Raw genomic sequence first — 14,290 nt, forward strand, 5'->3', positions numbered from 1 at the left:
TACGCCCAGACCGCATAGGCGACGATTTCACGAGGGAAGCGGTAGCCTTTCAGGCGAGGCATCGTGCAAGGTATCTTCATCCCGGCTGACTATGCGAAAGCCCACGCCCAAACAAGTTGGCAATGCCGGCGTCACAAACAGGTCATCGGACCTCGACTGCGCGGCCGCAAAATGGAGACCCAGACAACCGAAACCAGAATCGCTGTCAAAGTCCTCAACCGCATGACCCGTCTTGGTCGTGCAGCCTATGAGCGTGTCGCATAACGAACCGGGGAAAGGGGAAAATGCGGCCCGAGTGTTATTCATGCAACGCGGTCCTGAAAAGAACAGACAGCTGCGATACCAGTCGCGGGACGATCCCTGCAACAAGGCCTCGTCGAATGCTGATCTTGGCAATTGCGGCAGGATGATATACATATAGGACCGTATATCCACTTGAAGGAACGACACCATGCAAGTTGCAAAATGGGGGAATTCGCTCGCGGTCCGGCTGCCTGCCGATCTTGTACGCGAACTTGGCCTTAAAGAGGGAGACCAAATCGATCTGATAAAGGACGACGGTACTTTGCTTGTCCAGCGGCAACCTCGCGCCGATGAAGTCCTGCAAGGGCTAAGGCTGTTTCGCGGAAAGCTATCCAAGGACGCACGCCTGAGCCGCGACGCTACGCATGAGCGCTGAATTCGCGGATACAAATGTCGTCCTTTACCTTCTTGACGACGGCCCAAAGGCGGATCGGGCGGAAGACATCCTGGGGCAGGGGCCGCGGATCAGTGTGCAGGTCCTGAACGAAGCGATGGTCAATTGCCGGAGGAAAGCCGGTCTCAGTTGGGAGGAGACCGGCACTTTTCTCGCAGGGGTCCAATCCTTGTGTCCAGTCGAGGTCCTGTCTGTGCAAACCCATCTTGTGGGCCGAGCTTTGGCAGAAAAATACCAGCTTTCGGTCTATGACGCGATGATTGTGTCGGCCGCTCTTATTGCTGGATGCACGACTTTGTGGAGCGAAGATATGCACGACGGATTGCTGGTCGAAGATCAGTTACGCGTCGTCAATCCATTCACCTGACCAGAAAATGGGCTGCAACCTTGCAATCGTTCCATGAGTTGGAAGATTTGCAAGGTTTTGTTAATTGCGTGCACTTCAGCAAGCCCAACTTCTCCGCGCGTTCCAGCAGCATCCTCACGGACGACGGCTGCCAGCTGGCGCGAACGCGCGGGGTGCGTTCGCGCATTGATTCCAGCCGGTCACAGATCGCCTAGCGTGATCTCAGGGTCCGCATGTCAACGCCGTTTGAACTTTCCCCAAAAGTGCCGAAGTAAAATTCCCCACTTTCTTGGTCCCGGTGATCAGCCGGCGTCAGAGATCTGCAACTCCGTTTTTTGTTTTTGGTGGCCGCCCGCGTCGCTTTGGCGGCGGTGGCGGGGCGATGGGGGCGTTGGCGCGGACATGCTCGGGTATGAGGTCGGCATGGCCGCGCAAGCGGTAGCTGGCACCCTCGATCTGGATGACCACGGCGTGGTGCAGGAGCCGGTCGAGGAGTGCGGTCGCGACGACCGGATCGCCGAAGACCTCGCCCCATTCGGCGAAGCCGCGGTTTGAAGTTAGGATCATGGCGCCCTTTTCGTAGCGAGCGTTGACGAGTTGGAAGAACAGGTTGGCGCCCCCGGTGGTGATGGGGAGGTAGCCGATCTCATCGACGATCAACAGAGACGCCCGGGCATAGAAGCGGATCTTCTCGGCCAGCCGGCCCTCCCGCTCGGCCTGGCTCAATGCTGTGATCAGATCGGCCAAGGTCGCGCGGTAAACGCTCTTGCCGGCCTTGACGGCGGCGACGCCGAGAGCGGTAGCCAAATGCGATTTTCCCGTGCCCGGCGGGCCGAGAAAGTGGACGACTTCGGCCCGGCGGATGAAGTCGAGCTGGGCCAGGGCGGCGATCCGCTCCCGGTCGAGCGATGGCTGGAAGCTGAAGTCGAAGCCCTCAAGGGTCTTGGCGGGCAAGAGCTTGGCGGTGCGCAGCGCCACGTCGATCCGACGGGTTTCCCGCGTGGCGTATTCCTCGCTCAGCAGCGTGTCGATTGCCTCGATGGCGGTAATTTCGCCTTTTTCCAGCTGTTGCAGCGTGTGATCGAGGGCTTCAAGCGCGCGCGGCATCTTGAGGCCAACTAGGGCGCCGCGGATCCGGTCCAGAAAATCGCTCATGACCGCGCTCCCTCGGCCGCCAATCGCTGGCCAACCGCACCGTAGAAGTCGAGCGGTCGCCGCAGCCCCTGCGAGGATCGCGACAGGGATGATCTGGGCGGCGGCGCCTTGCGATGGGCCGGGTCGACACGGCGCCGGGCCTTGCCTTCCAGAACCGGATGACGGGCGATCAACTGGCCGTCCTCGTAGATCCGCAATTCGGTAGCGTGATGCTGGACCTCGAGCGTGCGACGCCGGGTCGTATCGGGAACGGAATAGAAGTTGCCGCCGACCGAGATCATTCCGTCCTTGCTTACCCGCCGCTCGACCATCAGCACAGCGCTGTAGGGTGTTGCCGGAAGAGGCTTGAGGTTGGGCTGTTCCTCGGCAAAGGCCTCGTCCACCACGCGCCGGGTGGTGGCGTGAACCCGAGGGTTGGCGACCTCGGTCCGCCAGGCGTCAAATTGGGCATTGAGATCATCCATGTACCGGAACGTGCGGGCCAGGAAGAAGTCTTGCCGGATATAGCGGAACGGGCGCTCGACCTTGCCCTTGGTCTTGGCCCGATACGGCTGACAGGCGCGTGGCACCGCGCCATAATGATTCAGAAGCGCCACCAGGGAGGCGTTATAGGTCACCACCCCGGCCTCGTCCTCGCCGATCACGGCCGTTTTCATACGGTCATAGAGGATTTCCTCGGGCACGCCGCCCATGTCCGAGAAGGCCGCGATATGGCAGCGCAGGACCGATTGCAGGTTCTGACTGGCAACGAACCGGCCCCAGAGCCAGCGGCTGTGCCCGAGCACCATTGAGAACAGCCAGACCTTGCGGACAACGCCGGGCTCATCGGTGAACTCAACTGTGAATTCGGCAAAATCGACCTGGGCCTGCTTGCCCGGCGGGGTTTCGAACCGGCGCTCAAACTGGGTCAGCTTGGGCGGGCGCACCTCGCGCAGGAAATCCGTCACTGCGATGTAGCCGCCGTCATAACCCAACTCCCGGATCTCGCGTAGCAACCGTGCGCCGCTCAGATCCGGGAAGGCTTGAACACGCTCCTGCAGGTAACGCTCAAAAGGTTCGATGATGCGGTCCCGTGGTGCCCGCGGGCCATAGACCGGCGCTTCGAGGCCGCATTCCAAATGCTTGCGCACGGTCTTGCGGTCACAGCCAACTTTCCGCGCAATCGCGGAAATGCTGAGACCCTGTTTCTTCAGATCATGGATCAAAACGATCTCCCTCAGTCCCTTCACCTGCCTGCCCCCTGTCAGTCTCGATTTGGAGCATCAGGCCTGTGTCCCGCGGCAGCGCCAATTCCGAAAATTTGAGGTTCGGAATTGGCCCTGCCGCTCACGACTGGGGATTTTTCAAACGGCGGTTTTGGGGAGATTACGTCCGGCGATTACACCGCACCCTTGATGCCAGCGACAATCGCGGGCAGGCGGTCGTCGGTTTGGCGTCTTCCAGCGCGACTAAGCACTTCATTGGGCAGAAACCCGTCGCGCACATAGGCTTTCACTGCGCGCAGAAGGCGGCTTTGCGTCCAGTGGCGGTCGTAGGGCAAGGGGCCATTGATGATCCGAAGCACATCTTCCTAGGCCATATCGGGTCGAAGTCGTCGCACATGTGGCACCCAGTCCTGAGCCGTCTCGTTCAGCCCCTCTATGTAGCCGTCTTGCCGCGCGAGTCGCACCTTGCGTAACGCCGCTGGATCGCGGTCGCGTAGGCCCGGGTTCCCGCCGACCCGGCCCTTGGCACGGGCGCTCGCCAGCCCCGCCTTGGTACGTTCGCGGATCAGCGCCCGCTCGAACTCGACCGCGGCGCTCAGAACCTGCAGCGTAAACTTGCCTTGCGGGGATCCGGTGTCGATCGGGTCCTGAATGGAACGAAAGAACGCCCCCTTGGCCTCAAGCCGTTCGATCACCTCCAGCAGATGTGACAGAGACCGCGCAAGCCGGTCGATCCGAACGACAACCAGCGTGTCGCCCTTGCTAATGCGCTCCAGCATGCGGGCAAGCACCGGCCGCGTACAATTGCCGCCTGAGGCGTGTTCTTCATGGATTTCGACGCATCCCGCAGTTTGCAAGGCCTCAGACTGGGGCAGGGGGGTCTGATCCTCTGTCGACACGCAGGCGTAGCCTATCAGGTGCATGAAAACGGGCCGATTGCAATTTAGGGTAGCGTCAATAAACGACCCTTAAGCGCTGATTGCGTGAGTAGTTCTCGTCCTATGGCAAACTTTGCCATAGCCTCTTTTGCAAAGGAGACTGCGGATGGGAACCATGAACATATCGCTGCCCGACCCGATGAAGAGCTGGGTTGAAGATCAGACCAAGGCTGGTCGGTATGCCAATTCCAGCGACTATGTGCGCGACCTGATAAGACGCGACCGTGCTCGGTAAGAAGCCATCTCGGAACTGCAAGCGGAAATTGACCGCGGCCTTGCCAGCGGACCAGCGAAGCGGCTTGATCAGCAAGCCTTCAAATCCGCAATGCGTTCTAAATATGCCCACAAATAGAGGGTGGACAGTTCGGCCTGCCGCTGAGACTGATCTGTCCGACATCTGGATATACGGTTCAGATACTTGGGGCATAGATCAGGCGGATCGTTATACGGATGGTCTGTTTGCACTTTTCGACTTGCTGGCCGAATTTCCGGAGATGGCGCGTGAGCGGACTGAGTTCTCGCCGCCTGTGCGCATCCATTCCAGTGGCAAGCATCTGGTGGTCTACCAAGTCGCGGGGCAACGGGTTGAGATCATTCGCATATTGCACTCTCCGGCATCAGACCCCTTCCTCGCCGATCCGGTTGCGCCAGCGTGTCATTGAGGACGGGTCAATCGGCAGACGATGCTGAAATAACGTCTCACCGCAGAAATGCTGCCAGTATGGGTTTTCGGCCCAGCGGGCCACGACCGCTTCGTCTGATAGACGGAAAGCATGCTGTAGATAGCACAACCCCGCAACCAGACGTGGCGAGGTGGCGGGGCGACCGGTGTGGGACGGAAAGAACCCGGCTCATTCCCGCTCGAACACCTCCCAGTCGATCAGGGCGGCAAGCTTCACCAGTTCATGGCGCATATCGATCATCTCGAATAAGCGGTAGCGCAGGAGATCATCTTGTTCCGGAGGTGGATTTCTCGGCTTCATATCACGTTTGAAATTGCAGGGTTCCTACCAAGGCAATAGCAAGCCCTGCACTTATAGCCCAACCAATTCGACCTGTTTATCAACAAAAACAAATACCTGACAGTTGTTCAGACCGGACCAAGTACCCAGGCCTGGGCTTCAGGTGGAATTCGTGCTCATTCAGAGGCCCACGACAGGCGCCCGTGAGGAATGAAGGAGTCGTGATAACCTGTTGAAATTCAAGGATTTGGTAATGCGTGCATGGTTTTTGCCGGATGAATTACCAAATTCAATGATTACAACGACTTGGATGCACGGACCTGAGCCATGCAGAGGAGGATCTCGACCATGCTTCCCGGAAGATACACCGACATCAAGGAAGGAGTCGTTGCCGCCGACTTCGGTCACGATATCGAGTGGTCCGAGACCATACGCCCGCCCGGCTATTCCTCGGCCTTCGCCACCGAAGCGATCTTCATCATCTCCAATTCCGGGATGAAGTGGCAGATCGCGCGGCAGATCTTCGATCGCGTGATGCCACTGGTTCGCGCGGGCCGGTCGGCCCGTGATGGTTTCGGGCATGCCGGCAAGGCCGGCGCCATCCACCGGATCTGGCGAGAACGGAATGATATCTTCGCGCGATACATGGCGCTCGAGCCGGACCCGGCTCGCCTTCACTTTCTCGGCGAGCTGCCCTGGATCGGGAAAATTACCAAGTACCACCTCGCGAAGAACCTCGGCGTAGATTGCGCCAAGCCCGATTGTTGGCTCGAACGCCTCTGTGAATCCCGGAGACAAATTGGACCACAGAAACGGCCGGATGATCTGGTCGTAGCGGAGTAAAGTTCCGCCACTTTACGCCTGAGGTAACGAGCTGAAGGCGGGGAGATGTATTCTGTGGAACTTTATAATCGGGTGCGCCATGCGTGCCATGTTGATGGTATGAGCAGGCGCGAAGCGGCGCGGCTTTTCGAGACTGATCGCAAGACGGTCTCGAAGATTTTGCAGCACTCGGTGCCACCGGGGTATCGGCGTAGTGAAGCGCCAGCGCGATCGAAGCTGGATCCGTTCATTCCAGCGATCGACCAAACCCTCGAAGGCGACGAATGCGTCAAGCCAGTTACACTGGCCCAAGTGCCTTCTAACAGCTGACAGAGAATTGGGTTTCGTCCAAGACGCCCGGAGGCTTGTCGTGGATGTGGCCACGCTTGATGGTTCGGATCGTCTGGATCCCGCTCAAGGTCGCTTTGGCTGACCCAAGAATCCCTGATCTTGCCCCCGTTTCACCGGACAATGCATGTGGAAACGTTTTTGGCCAAATAAGAGCGACCCTCATCGTCAAAATCAGAACCGGCGCCCAGATTAAACCTAGGCGGGACCCAACTTCCAAACTTCGGCCAAGCCGAGCCCTCTAACGAGGATGCCGTTGGCAAGCCGATCCTGGTAGGAAAAGTGATGATGACCGTGAATGATGAGGCAGGCCCCCATCTGCGCCGCGAGATCATCGATGAAACCAAACCCATGCTCGTGGGAACTGGGCGCTTCGTGAGTGAGCAGAATATCCGCTCTTTTCTGCGCCAGAGTTTGCACCGTGGAGGGAAAAATTGAACTCTGCTGTTTGCGCGGCAGCCCACCGCGACAGCGCTCTTGCCTTGGTGTCCTAGCCAAGAGGTCGGAGGGCGAGAAAAAGGTCGGCGTGTCATCTCCTGACCAGACTTTCCCCCTGATTACACCGCCCAACCCTGCAATGCGGCATTGCGGTTGCCCGATGCTCAGAACCTCCTCCTCGATCAGGTTCTCCTGGAACTCTTCGAAGATGAGCGCATGAATCGCCTCGGTTTCGGTATCATGATTGCCCAGAATGAAATGCACGCCGATGCCACGGGCGCGCAGTTGGCAAAGCGCGTCACGCGCAGCCTCCACATGTTCTGGACGTTGCTTTGCTTCGGCAAGATCGCCCAGGATGAAAACGGTATGCGTGGTATCGTCGATCGCATGAAACAACGGTTGCCAGGTACCGTGCGGGTCGCCGTAGAAAATCACGCCCTCCAGCTGGCTGGTCAGTCGGGCGAAACACTCGTCATCGCATAGAAGGCCACTCATAATCGGTCCCTTGTGTACTTCAGGTGTTGAGACGCTCTTTTTCCAGCGCCGCTTCAAAAGCTTCTTTGAACTTCGCTACGGTGAGGGTGTCAAACTTCAAATGAGCCGCCAGAAAGGCGACACCGTGGCCGGTTTGATGGGCGAACCAGCCAATTTCGAACTCTTTGAACACCATCGTCATGCCCATCACCAACCGGCTATCATCGAGGGCGTATTCACTGCTGATGTCCGTCAGCTCGTGGGCGCGCGCGGTGAGTTCGAATGCCGATCCCAATTCACAATCTACAAAGATGCCTTTCTCGATGCCTTGGCGCTTCCAATCGTCTGGAACCCAGCCGCACAGACGTGCGCGAAAGGCTTCCGTCCAACCATCTTCGATCCACCGCTGATCAGCGATGAGCATTTTTTTGTTTGCCATGTTCACTCCTGTTTTGGGAGTGCCTGACTATTCGTTCTATGCACGCTTGTCCAGATCAAGAGTTCACGATGGCAGGCACGCTACATACAAAACAGTACCGTCGCCTGATCCAGGAGCTGGTCGAAATTCGAGTGAAATCCGGGTTGTCGCAAGCGACTTTAGCACGACATCTCGACCGCCCGCCGTCGTTCGTCGCAAAAGTGGAGCTCTGTGAACGACGACTTGATGCTATTGAGTTTTTAGTCTGGCTGCGTGCTGTTTCGAATGAACCAGAGACCCTGATCAACGCAATGCTGCGAGAGCTTACGGAAACGATTCCGCGATGATCTCCCCGATTGCAACGCGGGCCAGGCTATAAATCTCAGGTGAAACCGGGGTGACTCAGATCGAGCGCCTCCGGATCATCATTTGGCAACCAGTCCTGCCCGACCAGAAAATTCAGCGCGTCAACGAGATCGCTGCAACTTAGCTGATTTTCTGACCCGAGTTCGGCGCGTTTTTCTACGGCCCGGTCTGCAAAAAACTCCCGTTCGAAAAGCTGTGCATCCAGCAAACCACGTAGTAGCGCCGCAACCTCCAGATAAACCTTGTCGAGATCAACTTTCGGTTCGATTTCTTTGATCTCATCCGACAAAATATAAGCATATGACCAGCTTGTGTCCGCAACATCTGTCAGCGATCTGTGGTCTTCCCCGGTTTTTTCTTCCAGATTATGAGCTTCTTTTTCGGCAGCCTGCGCGACCCGGATATGCGCAACGAGACGTCCAAATTCGCTAATAATCGATGATTTTGTCTTGGTTTTGTGAAATAATACGGTCATGAGAGTCGTCCCTTTTTGAGTGTGAACTCATCACATGCGCGAGCGCTTGCATGGAACAAACGCGGCGCAGCAGAAAAATTTAAGGTTGCAAAAATTGGGAGGGGAAACACACGAAAGCACTGATCTTTGTTTCCGTGTGTTTCCCGTCACGCCGCCATTATTAGCACACGTCATTGCCGGATCGACGCGGTCGCCCGAAAGTCGCTCTGATACGTCGACTTCATCCACTTATTTGAATGCCCGAGGGTGTTGTCAACTTAACTCGCCGGCCGCGAAGAGATGGCCGGTCTTAGAGCGTCAGATGCTTGCGGCCTCCTTCCAGGCGTCGAAGGCCTCCATTCTGTGATAGCGTGTTGCGTTTGCGGAACGGCGGCGGGCAGGTATCGAGAGGCGGTTTCTGGCGGCAGACTGGCATGTCACAAACCGTTGCAACCCGCCCGGAGAGCGGACCCTTGAATGCAGCGCTCTCGTTTTCGAAACGGCAAATGGCTGTTCTCGGCCCGCTTGTTCAGGCCTTTGTGGGAACGATGTTCAAGGCCGGACACGATCTCGCGCCTAGCTGCACCGTAGGAGCGCAGCTTGTCCGTGACGATCCGTTTGGGCAGGCCAAACCGCTTGATCAGCGCTTTCAAAAGACACTTTGCAGCGCGCTTGTTGCGCTTAGATTGCAGGATTTCCTCCAGAACGATCCCCTCTTGGTCAACCGCGCGCCAGAGCCAGAATTTCCGCCCCGAGATCGTCACCGCAACTTCGTCGAGATGTCAGACATCCCCCGGACGCGCCTGCCGCCGGCGCAAGTTTCGGGCGATCTGCGGGGCGAATTTCGCCACCCAACGCCGGATCGTTTCGTAGGAAACGTCAATGCCACGCTTCAGGAGCATTTCCTCGACTTCGCGCAGGGAGAGGTTGAAACGGACGTACAGCCAAACCGCGTGCGCGATGATCTCTGGTGGAAAACGGTGGCGCTTGTAGCTGACGATCATGCTCATGCGCAGCAACTACGCAAAATTTCCAACGCTTCCAACAAACCCGAGTTAATGTGACAAAGCCTTTTGCCCTCGCCGCCACAAACTATCCGCCCCTGCCTATCGACAATCCCGCTCAGATGCTCACAGCATTTGGGACGACATCACATGTGAGTTGAAGGCCGCTTGATCAGGGCTGTGGGGCTCCTTTTCGGCGATATCCGTTAAGTTGACGATGCCCTCAGAAATATCCTCCGCAAATCATCGGAGTGACATAGGCCCTTTTCAATCCACACGAAGAAAGCCAACATGATTTGCGGACACCTTTTTGGGTGCATTTGATCAATTATTTAAACTCATTTTAAATATGGAGTGATATTTCCTTTGTAAATTCGAAAGGAAATTTAGATGATTGCTCTTAATCAAAGAAATAGAGATTTTGAAACTGCAAACCACAAAGCGCCAAATTATTCGCTTCTCACCATTGCTGAAGTCGCGGAACATTTCCGACTCCGACCAGCGACGATTCGAACCTGGGTTCGGGTGGGGCGTATTGATGCCAACCGGATCGGGCGTGACTTCAGGCTGACTTGGGCGGATGTGTGGGCTTGTGAAAATGCGCCTCGGCCGCGAGGTGCCGCACAAGAAGCACGGTATCGTCAGTCGCTCATCACAAAAGCCGACATCTCGGCCGGCATGAAGGTCAGTGTCCGGACAGTCGATCGGTGGATCCTATCGGGTCTTCCGACCCGCAATGTCGGCGCCAACGTCCGAATGAATCCGCAAGACGCTCAGGAGTGGCTGAAGGCCGAATTCCGTCTGCTGGCACCTTTGTTCCCCTACCTGACCGACGAGCAGCTCTCATGAGTTGTTTGGTCACTGCGGCGGTTTACTCGACAAAATGTTTGCGTCTTCGACATTTGCACAGACGTCCCCAAACACAAATCGGCGTCATGTTGGGGGACGTCAGTGCAAAACCGAGCGTTTGCATGACAGGTGGTGTGTTTTCCGGACAGAGGCCGGGGCAGGGGGTCCTGCTGGCGTGGAGGGCTTTCGCATGACCCCTCTAACATCAGATTTTGACCGACCGCACACACTGCATGATGTCTTGACTTGGGCGACTGACAATGCCGAACCTTATGCTGCGATTTGTGAGCTCAGAAAGATCCCTGCACGCCTCGGTATGATCGACGACGACATCGGGCTCATCCCCGCTGATCTGGGACATTTTGAGAGTCATATAGCACCGTCGGCATACGGCGTTGTCTCGAAATCCCGCGATCTCAAATCCGCTCGTCAGCGCGGTAATGCGCGGGCACGAGCGCTACTCAAGCGGTTTCATGAGTCGATTGTGCTCATGCCAAAAGATGGGCGGACTGAATGGAGCAAGTTGGTAGATTTTGTCCAGAACCGGGAAGGTTTTGTGGATCGCGGGGCCCTCTTCACAACCGGCAAATCGCGCGGTTTGATGATGCTAAGAGCCCGGTTTCGTGTTCCTCCTAATGCGCTCACAACTGTCGAGATTGAACGCGTCGCGGCTGACCTCAATTCAGAAAAAAGAAAGGCCTTCGGGCGTGCCCTTAAGACACTTAACAGCCTGATTGCAGAATTCTCCGATGATCCTGAAATTGATGGGCTGTTGCCGAGTAAACCCGTCAGTCTGCCAAGACCGGTCTTGGGGCGAGAACGCATCCTGTGGACAGATTTGCCTGAAGCGTTCAGATCCGATGCGGAAGCTGTGATTCAACGTGCCCTTGCCCGCCCTGAAGACCGCATGACTGAGGCGAGGCAACGCATCGAAGCAGGGGAGGATGCCGCCGTTGTGTTGCGAGACCTCGACGAGGCCGCCGCCGGGCGTCAAAGAGCTCCCAGGAACCCCGAATCGGCGATGGTGGGCTGGCGCGGGGCCATCACTTGGCTCGTGCTTGCAGCAGAGCGCCGTGGGCACCGCCGAGATTTGCTGGAAAGCCTTGTGGCACTCTTCACGAGCGAAATCCTTGAGAGTGCCTGCACTGACCAAATCAACCGATCAACTGTTTCGGATCGCCTGAAAGATCCGGCAAAGTCGCAAACGCTGAAATCTCGTCTGACAGCACTCGAGACTCTGGCAAAGCACGGCCTCAAGAGGCCTGATCTGGTCGCGATCGTCGAGTTGCAGAAGCGCTTTCATCAGGATTATATCCGCAATGCCGGGAAATCCATGACGGATGACGCGAGACAACTATGTGATGCTTTGATCCGCAAACCGTCTCTGGCCGGTAACTTCGTGAATGCACCCAAGACTATCGCATCGCGCGCAATTGGGTGGATCACGAACGGGCAAACCGAGGGAAATCCTCAAAAAGAACTGTCAGGTCTACGCCTCTATGCAGCAGCTGTCCTGTTTGCTGTGCAGGTGTCAAGGCCGGTTCGCAGCTCGAATCTGATCGGCCTGAGGTACCGTAGCACCCAAGACGAGCCGGGTCACATCACCTGGGTTAAGAAAAAATTTCACGCGGAGCTGCGATTTCCGGCAGGCGAGATCAAGAACGACCGGGAAGTCAGCGTTCACCTATATGGCGATGAAGCACATATTCTGTGGACGTGGATCTACGAATTGCGTCCACGTTACCTGAAGATGCGAGACCTGACGGACACGACATACGTCATTCCTGGCGCAGCAAATCCTCGTCTCATCAAGTCTGGCATGCACTTGCCCCCCGGCTGCATTGCTCCGTCCACATTGAGTGAACTTTGGCGAGGTGGCACGGATATCATCGGGCTGGACATGACACCACACCAGTGTCGTCACGCCGTCGCGACACTGATCCTCGCCGTGGAGCCCGGGAACTTCAGTAAGGCGGCCGCAGTCTTGGGAGACACCGAAGACACCGTGCGCAGGCACTACGGGCGCGACAACGGGGCCGAGGCAGCAAAGCAGGTCCGGGCGGCGCTCAAATCTCAACACCCTGATATCTTCACGAAGATGAAGAGGCGAGTGGCATGACGAAAGAACGAATCATTCGATATCTTGCGCCGGTTCCGCCCGTGGTTCGGCAACTCATACTGGATGACCTCTCAAGCCTCGAGCCCGGCGCGGCAGCGGTCCTGGGGCGGTTCTTTTGTGCGATGCAAAGACATGGCGGGCCGGGAGACGCGCCTGGTCCGGAGCCGTTCATCGAGGCCGCCAAATCGGAATCGACCCTCGCCACCTTGTTGCGGACTCTTGCTCGATATGCCCCGGGAGTGTCGACCGCGGCAGGGCGTGAATTGCGCAAATCTTACTATCGTTTGCGAAGTGGGGCGGGGGCCGCACCCAGAGCTATACCCGCGCGCCCGGCGTCTTTGGCCGGTCCGGAAAACTGGCCGGTATCGTGGCGTCAGATGTGGCCGGCGCTGAGATCTTCGCGAATTCGTGATCGCTCGAAGCAGCGATATTTCGCGTCAATTTCCGGGTGCGCGGACATGCTACCGCGACTTGATCTGCCCCCTGGAGTCACAGCAGATAGCCCCGGATATTTCGTGGGCATCACTCTCGGTGACGCGTTCATTAGCACAGGGGTCAGGGCGCGAACCGCGAGCGGCTATCTTGACGGCCTAGTGGCATTGATGCGAGCAGGTGAAATGGAGGAAACGACATTGAATGGTCTGCGATCGGCGCGTGACCATTTCAAAGCTCTTGGCCGTGCCAGCGGCAAGCTGAAGACCTCCAGAATCCGACATCTGATGGAACGGGGCGGTTTCGAGTATATCATTCAGACAGTTTGCCGACTTCGAGATGAGATCGATGATCTTCCGGACCATGCGGCTCGGACAGAAAGGCTCCGTCTCACGGTAACGGTGCTGATGCTGCTTGTGAACAAGCCGGCACGGTGTGGGGATATTGCGGAGTGGCGCTTCGGCCGAGAGCTATGCCGACATCCGACTGGCGAGTGGCGTCTCGATTGGTGTCAAGGCAAAACGAATATCGATACCGGGGCTGGCCTACTCTGGCCTGAAACCTGCGCCGTCCTCGATGAGCTGGTCCTGCGCGGCCGCCCGTCACGGCTTGTCGAGCTTGAGTATCAAAAGCATGTCGGTCTAAATTTCTTGTCCGGAACGGTGGATGCCCGTTCGGCAAAATGGGCTAGTGAACTGGTCCGTGATGCGATCGGGATTCCCGCTCACGACCTTAGGACCCTTGCGGCTGATTATCTTCGACTGCACGATCCTCAGACAGCGGCCTCGGTTATCCAAAGTCATCTTGGGCATGGTACCCGTCAGGCCGGTGAAGAATACAGGGCACTCGCAGATGGGGACGCAGCAGCTGCGGCATGGCGCCGGATTCGGGAAGAGATTGCACGACAAGGTGTGGACGGGTAAGCATCCGATCTAACCGGCCAATATTGCGGTTTCCTAGGGTGGAAAAGCGGCGACATAAACCTAGGTTCGTGTCCGTGTTGAAGGAAAAAGCGCCCGATGTGATGTACGCCTCCGCAGGCCTCCGTCGCGAGGGAGTGTCATGAACTTTGTGTATCTGGTCTGGCCTATGCGGGTTTTAGAGTGTTGCGCCTATTCCGATTCAGGATTCCCAAGAGGCTTGATCTGTGATTCCCTGTCTGCAAGGCGGATATGGGGGTTTGAGGTGGGCAAGCCACATCCTATGGCACTTCGTGAGCGCGTTGTCGCGTTTGTGGAGGAAGGGCATTCGCACCGGGCCGCC

Annotated in this window: 15 protein-coding genes and 7 pseudogenes; 11 read left to right on the plus strand and 11 right to left on the minus strand. The window is 57.3% G+C overall.

Annotated features, from left to right (window positions below):
* Positions 1-80: pseudogene (locus O3306_RS21670) on the minus strand (IS6 family transposase); the annotation flags it as partial.
* Positions 81-451: 371 nt separating this feature from the next.
* Here O3306_RS21670 and O3306_RS21675 point away from each other — a divergent pair.
* Entirely contained in the window at positions 452-679 is a 228-nt protein-coding gene (locus O3306_RS21675) for an AbrB/MazE/SpoVT family DNA-binding domain-containing protein (protein ID WP_272011400.1), read from the plus strand.
* Positions 669-1,064: a PIN domain-containing protein gene (locus tag O3306_RS21680; protein ID WP_272011402.1), complete on the plus strand. Its 396-nt coding sequence runs from the start codon at positions 669-671 to the stop codon at positions 1,062-1,064. The genes O3306_RS21675 and O3306_RS21680 overlap by 11 nt, the downstream gene beginning before the upstream one ends.
* Positions 1,065-1,140: 76 nt before the next feature.
* Here O3306_RS21680 and O3306_RS22515 read toward each other — a convergent pair.
* From O3306_RS22515 to O3306_RS21700, 4 genes and pseudogenes are all read right to left on the minus strand, one after another.
* A pseudogene (locus O3306_RS22515) lies at positions 1,141-1,276 on the minus strand (recombinase family protein); the annotation flags it as partial.
* 79 nt (positions 1,277-1,355) lie between these two features.
* Entirely contained in the window at positions 1,356-2,198 is an 843-nt protein-coding gene (gene istB / locus O3306_RS21690; RefSeq protein ID WP_272011403.1) for an IS21-like element helper ATPase IstB, read from the minus strand.
* The gene (istA, locus tag O3306_RS21695; RefSeq protein WP_272011405.1) at positions 2,195-3,427 is read right to left on the minus strand and encodes an IS21 family transposase; all 1,233 of its coding nucleotides are present in this window, start codon (positions 3,425-3,427) and stop codon (positions 2,195-2,197) included. The genes istB and istA overlap by 4 nt, the downstream gene beginning before the upstream one ends.
* 155 nt (positions 3,428-3,582) lie before the next feature.
* A pseudogene (locus O3306_RS21700) lies at positions 3,583-4,326 on the minus strand (recombinase family protein); the annotation flags it as partial.
* Between the two features lie 121 nt (positions 4,327-4,447).
* Between O3306_RS21700 and O3306_RS21705 the strand changes: the two are divergent.
* Positions 4,448-4,576: a ribbon-helix-helix domain-containing protein gene (locus O3306_RS21705; protein ID WP_272002756.1), complete on the plus strand. Its 129-nt coding sequence runs from the start codon at positions 4,448-4,450 to the stop codon at positions 4,574-4,576.
* Between the two features lie 64 nt (positions 4,577-4,640).
* Positions 4,641-5,003, plus strand: coding sequence for a type II toxin-antitoxin system RelE/ParE family toxin (locus O3306_RS21710; protein ID WP_272011407.1), 363 nt, complete (start codon positions 4,641-4,643; stop codon positions 5,001-5,003).
* Here the strand turns inward: O3306_RS21710 and O3306_RS21715 are convergent.
* A pseudogene (locus O3306_RS21715) lies at positions 4,962-5,324 on the minus strand (transposase); the annotation flags it as partial. The gene O3306_RS21710 and the pseudogene O3306_RS21715 sit on opposite strands and share 42 nt — an antisense overlap.
* A gap of 327 nt (positions 5,325-5,651) precedes the next feature.
* Here O3306_RS21715 and O3306_RS21720 point away from each other — a divergent pair.
* Entirely contained in the window at positions 5,652-6,146 is a 495-nt protein-coding gene (locus O3306_RS21720) for a hypothetical protein (RefSeq protein ID WP_272011409.1), read from the plus strand.
* Between the two features lie 45 nt (positions 6,147-6,191).
* The gene (locus O3306_RS21725; RefSeq protein ID WP_442970034.1) at positions 6,192-6,455 is read left to right on the plus strand and encodes a hypothetical protein; all 264 of its coding nucleotides are present in this window, start codon (positions 6,192-6,194) and stop codon (positions 6,453-6,455) included.
* Here O3306_RS21725 and O3306_RS22520 read toward each other — a convergent pair.
* From O3306_RS22520 to O3306_RS21735, 3 genes and pseudogenes are all read right to left on the minus strand, one after another.
* A pseudogene (locus tag O3306_RS22520) lies at positions 6,445-6,564 on the minus strand (IS6 family transposase); the annotation flags it as partial. The gene O3306_RS21725 and the pseudogene O3306_RS22520 overlap by 11 nt on opposite strands.
* Before the next feature lie 107 nt (positions 6,565-6,671).
* Positions 6,672-7,406, minus strand: a complete 735-nt coding sequence (locus O3306_RS21730; RefSeq protein WP_272011411.1) for a metallophosphoesterase family protein — start codon at positions 7,404-7,406, stop codon at positions 6,672-6,674.
* Between the two features lie 19 nt (positions 7,407-7,425).
* Complete coding sequence (locus O3306_RS21735) at positions 7,426-7,824, minus strand: hypothetical protein (protein WP_272011413.1); 399 nt, start codon at positions 7,822-7,824, stop codon at positions 7,426-7,428.
* A 68-nt stretch (positions 7,825-7,892) separates the two neighbouring features.
* Here O3306_RS21735 and O3306_RS21740 point away from each other — a divergent pair, with 68 nt between their 5' ends.
* Entirely contained in the window at positions 7,893-8,150 is a 258-nt protein-coding gene (locus O3306_RS21740; protein ID WP_272011415.1) for an XRE family transcriptional regulator, read from the plus strand.
* A gap of 35 nt (positions 8,151-8,185) precedes the next feature.
* On the opposite strand, the gene O3306_RS21745 is transcribed toward O3306_RS21740, so the two are convergent.
* Both O3306_RS21745 and O3306_RS21750 read right to left on the minus strand, forming a co-directional pair.
* Positions 8,186-8,644, minus strand: coding sequence for a hypothetical protein (locus O3306_RS21745; protein ID WP_272011417.1), 459 nt, complete (start codon positions 8,642-8,644; stop codon positions 8,186-8,188).
* Positions 8,645-8,941: 297 nt separating this feature from the next.
* A pseudogene (locus O3306_RS21750) lies at positions 8,942-9,633 on the minus strand (IS6 family transposase).
* Between the two features lie 61 nt (positions 9,634-9,694).
* Here O3306_RS21750 and O3306_RS22525 point away from each other — a divergent pair.
* The 4 genes and pseudogenes from O3306_RS22525 to O3306_RS21765 all read left to right on the plus strand — a co-directional run.
* A pseudogene (locus tag O3306_RS22525) lies at positions 9,695-9,799 on the plus strand (IS6 family transposase); the annotation flags it as partial.
* Positions 9,800-10,017: 218 nt separating this feature from the next.
* On the plus strand, positions 10,018-10,476 hold the full coding sequence (locus O3306_RS21755; RefSeq protein ID WP_272011419.1) for a helix-turn-helix domain-containing protein: 459 nt from the start codon (positions 10,018-10,020) through the stop codon (positions 10,474-10,476).
* A 190-nt stretch (positions 10,477-10,666) separates the two neighbouring features.
* Complete coding sequence (locus tag O3306_RS21760; protein WP_272011421.1) at positions 10,667-12,595, plus strand: hypothetical protein; 1,929 nt, start codon at positions 10,667-10,669, stop codon at positions 12,593-12,595.
* A 617-nt stretch (positions 12,596-13,212) separates the two neighbouring features.
* Positions 13,213-13,950: a hypothetical protein gene (locus O3306_RS21765; RefSeq protein ID WP_272011423.1), complete on the plus strand. Its 738-nt coding sequence runs from the start codon at positions 13,213-13,215 to the stop codon at positions 13,948-13,950.
* The last annotated feature ends 340 nt before the right edge of the window (positions 13,951-14,290 follow it).

It is taken from the genome of Roseovarius sp. ZX-A-9 (assembly GCF_028369135.1).
Lineage (GTDB): Bacteria > Pseudomonadota > Alphaproteobacteria > Rhodobacterales > Rhodobacteraceae > Roseovarius.